4 protein-coding genes and 1 pseudogene are annotated in these 5029 nt (G+C 73.0%); all 5 read right to left on the reverse strand.

All coding sequences use genetic code 11. The annotated features are described in order from the left end of the window. Positions 1–79: 79 nt before the first annotated feature. A complete protein-coding gene (locus tag SACHA_RS0112075) occupies positions 80–1021 on the reverse strand; it encodes an ABC transporter permease (RefSeq protein WP_232211865.1) in 942 nt (313 codons plus the stop codon). Between the two features lie 48 nt (positions 1022–1069). Then, positions 1070–1351 carry a hypothetical protein gene (locus SACHA_RS0112080; protein WP_019810024.1) on the reverse strand — a complete coding sequence of 94 codons (282 nt, stop codon included), beginning with the start codon at positions 1349–1351 and terminating at the stop codon, positions 1070–1072. 232 nt (positions 1352–1583) lie between these two features. Further along, entirely contained in the window at positions 1584–3287 is a 1704-nt protein-coding gene (locus tag SACHA_RS0112085; RefSeq protein ID WP_019810027.1) for a class I adenylate-forming enzyme family protein, read from the reverse strand. After that, entirely contained in the window at positions 3284–4429 is a 1146-nt protein-coding gene (locus tag SACHA_RS0112090; protein ID WP_019810030.1) for a steroid 3-ketoacyl-CoA thiolase, read from the reverse strand. The genes SACHA_RS0112085 and SACHA_RS0112090 overlap by 4 nt, the downstream gene beginning before the upstream one ends. A 242-nt stretch (positions 4430–4671) precedes the next feature. Continuing rightward, positions 4672–5029: pseudogene (locus SACHA_RS25410) on the reverse strand (MFS transporter); the annotation flags it as partial.

Raw genomic sequence — 5029 nt, forward strand, 5'->3', positions numbered from 1 at the left:
CCGGGCCCTGCCCGGACGGGACCGCGTGTCCCGCCCGGCCGGTGCCGCGGCCTCCGGGTGCGTCTGCCGTCGTGCGCCGTCAGACATGGGCCCGCCTGATCCGCGGGTCGAGGTAGTGGTACGAGAGGTCGACCACCGTGTTGGTGAGCACGTAGCTGCCGGCGATCACCAGGACCGCGCCCTGCACCATCGGGAAGTCGCCCTCGTTCGCCGCGTTGATCACCAACGACCCCATCCCGGGCAGGGCGAACAGGTACTCCACGATCACCGTGCTGCCGATCAGCCTGCCGAGGCTGATCCCCAGCACCGTGATCAGGGAGAACGACGAGGGCCGCAGCGCGTCGCTGAGCAGGATGTGCACCGTGGACATGCCCTTGGCGCGCGCGGAGAGGATGTAGTCCTCGCGCAACGTGGTGATCAGGTCGTTGCGCAGGACCCGGGTGAACAGGGCCGTTTCGGCCAGCGCGATCGTCAGGGCGGGCAGGAAGGCGTGGTGGACGTTGTCGACGAGCCCCTCGCCGGGGCGCACCCATTCCGCCCGCGGGAACCAGCCGAGCCCGTTGGCGAACACCATGATCACCAGAAGGCCGGCGAGGAAGCTGGGCACCGAGAGCATGCCGAAGGTGCCCGCGCTGATCAGCCGGTCCACCCGGCCACCCGCGTGGTAGGCCGACCACATCGCCAGGGGGATCGACAGCACTAGCGCCATGCCCAGGCCGAGCACCGCCAGTTCCACGCTCACCGGCAGTGCCGCACCGATCCGGTCGCTGATGTCGCTGTAGGGCGGGACGACCGAGGTGCCGAGGTCGCCCCGCACGGCCGAGCCGAGCCAGTCGACGTACCGTTCGGGCAGCGGGGCGTCCAGCCCCATGTCCGCCCGCACCGCCGCGTACTCGTGCTCGGTGTGCCCCTCGCCGAGCACCGTGACGGCCGGGTCACCCGGCATCAGCGAAACCAGTGCGAACGTGCCCGCGCTGACGAGGAACAGCACGATCACCAGTTCGCCCAGGCGTCGCGACACGGTCCACACCATCGTGGAACCTTCCTTTCCCGCCGTGCCCGTCCGACGTCAGCGGCCGCCGCCGTCGATCCGGGCGTCGTCGAGCAGCACCATGCTGTTCGCGGTGTCGGTCACGCCGTGGATCCGGTCGGACCACACCAGGACCTCGCCCGTGGGCCCGTGGACCAGCGCGGGCACCTGGTCGTTCCACCGCGCCCGGACCTCGTCCAGGACGGCGGCCCGTTCGTCCGGTGTCTCGGCGCGCTTCAGGTCGCCGAGCAGCGCGTCCGTCTCCGCACCGGTGGCCATGCCGACCGTGAGGTCGGGGTCGCGCAGGAACACGGCGTTCACCCCGCCGGAGTCGAACGACTCCCTCGACGTGTGCTGGTCGTTGTGTCATGTCTCCTCCTCGGCACACCTTCGACGGAGGCGTTCGATCCCCGAGACAACCGCACCGTCCCCGCCCCGGGGCCGGCGGTCCCACTCAACGGGAGCGCCCCGGGGAGTGCCGTGAGGGGCACTTTCGCTGCGTGTGACGCAGCGAAAGTGCCCCTCACGGCCGCTCACGCAGGGAAGGTGCCCTTCACGGCAACCAGGTGCGCACTGTGGGGCGCTCGACCTTGCCGGTGGCGTTGCGCGGGAGTGGGTCGGTGGTCACCAGCCAGCGGGTGGGAACCTTGTAGCGGGCCAGCCGGTCGGCGACGAACGTCGACAGTGTCCGCTCGTCCACGTCCTCCGGTGCGGCTCTGTCCGGGGTCGTCCCGTCGGAGGTCGCCGGGTCGGGCGCGGTCACCACGACGGCGGTGACCTCCTCGCCGAGGTCGGGATGTGGTGTGCCGAGCACGACGGCCTCGGACACCCGGGGGTGTGCGGCCAGCGCGTGCTCCACCTCGACGGGGTAGACGTTCTCCCCGCCCCGCAGGATGAGGTCCGACCGTCGACTGCTGATCCGCAGTCTGCCGTCGACCCGCGTGCCCAGGTCCCCGGTACGCAGCCAGCCGTCCGCCCCGATCGCCTCCGCCGTGGCGTCGGGCCGGTTCCAATAGCCGAGCATGACCTGCGCACCGCGCACGTGGATCTCGCCCTCCACCCCGTCCGGAACCGGGTCGCCGTCGGCGTCCCGGATCTCGACGTCCACATTGATCACCGGACGGCCCACGGTGTCCGGATCGTCGGCGAGGTCGGCGGCCGTGGCGACGGTCACGCCGGTCGCGGTCTCGGTGAGTCCGTAGCTGGTGCCGAGCGCCGCCGCCGCACCGGGGAGGGCCCGGCGCACGCGGTCGAACAACGTGCGCGACGACGGTGCCGAGTTCAGCGACAGACTCGTCAGACCGGACAGATCGTAATCGGCGAGGTCGGCGTGTTCGAGCACCCGGCGCACCATCGTGGGCACCGCGCCCCAGTTCGTGACCCGCTCCCGTTCGATCAACCGCAACACCGTGCCCACGTCGAACCGTCCGGTATGGATGACCGCGGTGTCCCCCGCCGCCAGCCGCGGGACGGCGAGGTTGTGCAGGGCCGCGATGTGGAACAGCGGCGTCGCCAGCAGGAACCGGCGCCGTCCCGGCGGGCGGCCGAGCTCGGCGGCCAGCGCGTCGTTGAACAGGTGGAAGTCGCAGGCGGCCAGGACGTTGCGGTGGGAGTGCACCGCCCCCTTGGCCCGGCCGGTCGTGCCGGAGGTGTAGAGGATGACCGCGGGATCGTCCTCGACGGGGTCGTCCCCGTTCCATCCGGACTCCGGCGACCCGGCGTCCGGATGGGCGGAGGCGAGTTCGCCGACGTCCTGCTCGACCGACAGCACCGGCACGTCCACCGCGCCGAGCAGCGCACGGCGCCGGTCGTCGGCCACGATCACCGAGGGGGTGCTGTCGGCGACGGCGTGGGTGATCTCGCGGGCCGACCACAGCGAGTTCATCCCCACCGTGACCGCGCCGAGCGCGGCCGCGGCCCAGAACATCGTGATCCACTCGGCACTGTTCGCCGCCAGGATCGCCACCCGGTCACCCCGGCGGATCCCGTACCGGGTGCGCAGCGCGTGCGCCACCGAGGCCACGGCCGCGTGGTGCGCGGCGAAGGTGACCCGCCGCTCGCCGCAGACGAGATACTCCGCGACACCGTGCGCCGTCGAGGCGTCGAGCAGTTCCCGCAGCGAGCGTCTGCGGTGCCGGAACACGCGCATCGGCCTGCCGCATACCGGCTCGGTGCCGACCTCGAAGGGCGAACCCGGTCCGGTCAGCCGCGCCACCGCGGCCGCGCGTTCCGCCGGGTCGGGGGCCGGCGTGGTCACAGCCGTTCGAGGACCGCGCCGGTGGCCAGCGCCCCGCCCGCGCAGATCGCCACGAGCGCGGTAGTGGCGTCCCGGCGCTCCAGCTCGTCGATCGCGGTGGCGATCAGCCGGATCCCGGTGGATCCGACGGGGTGGCCGACCGCGATCGCGCCGCCGTTGACGTTGAGCCGGTCGTCGTCGACCCCGAGGGTCCGCTGCAACGACATCGGTACCGAGGCGAACGCCTCGTTGACCTCGACCAGGTCGATGTCGGCCATGGTCATCCCCGCCCGCTTCAGCACCCGCTCGGCGGCGTCGATCGGGCCGTCGAGGTGGTAGTACGGGTCGGACCCGACGAGTGCCTGGGCCACGATCCGGGCGCGGGGACGCAGGCCCAGGGCGCGGGCCCGGTCCGAGTCGGCGACCAGGGCGACCGTGGCCCCGTCCGAGACCTGCGACGAGGTGCCCGCGGTGTGCAGGCCGTCCGGCAGCACCGGCTTGAGCCCGGCCAGCGCCGCCACGCTGGTCTCCCGCAACCCCTGGTCCCGGGTGACCCGCACCGGCTCGCCGGTCTCCGGCGACGGCGCCGTCACGGGGAGGATCTGGCGGTCCAGCCTGCCCTCGTCCCAGGCGCGCCGGGCACGCTCCTGGGAGCGCACGCCGAAAGCGTCGAGATTCTCCCGGCCGAAACCGCGGCGGGCGGCGATCCGGTCGGCCGCACCGAACTGGTTCGGCATGTCGATGTCCCACGAGTCGGGCTTCGGGGACCCGGCCTCGCCGATGTTGGCCCCGAGCGGCACCCGCGACATCGACTCCACACCGCACGCCATGCCGAGGTCCAGCGCACCGGTGGCGACCAACCCGGAGACGAGGTGGACGGCGTTCTGCGCCGACCCGCACTGGGAGTCGATCGTGGTGGCACCCGTGGCCCGGGGCAGTCCCGCGTGCAGCCACGCGGTGCGGGTGACGTTGCCCGACTGCTCGCCCGCCTGCGTGACACATCCGCCGATGATCTGCTCGACGAGGGCGGGATCGAGGTCGAGCCGGTCGAGCAGCCCCCGCTGGGCGACACCCAGCAGCTCGGCGGGGTGCAGACCGGACAACCAGCCTCCCCGCTTGCCGTACGGGGTGCGGGCGGCGTCGACGATGACCGGGGTTGGCATGCGTACTCCTGCGATCGACTGCGGCGGGCCCGGGCAAGGCCGGGCCCGTGCGGGGAACGGTGCGGTACCCCACCGCTCCCGACTACCAGGCGGTCGTGAGGTTCCTCGGAGCTGCCCGGCTCCGTCAACGCGCCGGTCCCGGTGAGTGAGCGCGCCCGTGGTGCGACCGCGCCGACGGACGTGGGCGCCCGCGCGGGGCGCGCTCCGATCTGGTGAGCGGGCGGCGGTGTCCGACTCCCCGGTCAGGACGGGGAGTCCACGACCACGGGCTCGTAGCGGTCCCGGGACAGGCGGCGCACCCGTCCCTCGTACGCGGCCTCGCTCAACGCGGCACGGAACCGGCCGGGGCCCCAGTACCGCGCGCCGACCACGTCGGCCAGCTCGCGCCGGGAGAGTGCGCCGTGTTCGCGCAGGGCCAGTTCGAGGCTGCTGATCTCCCGGTCGAGATCCTCCTCGGCGGAGGGGGCCCACCGGCTCGCGGTCCCGACGAAGGCCGGCGAGTACAGATGCCGTCCCGGCCCCGGCCGGTACCGGCGGGCACCGCTGCGTTCGCGCGCGGTGCGCCGGGTCAGCCGGTGCCGGATCCGTTCGTCGCGCTCG

Origin of the sequence: Saccharomonospora halophila 8 (assembly GCF_000383775.1) — a bacterium.
Classification (GTDB): Bacteria; Actinomycetota; Actinomycetes; order Mycobacteriales; family Pseudonocardiaceae; genus Saccharomonospora; species Saccharomonospora halophila.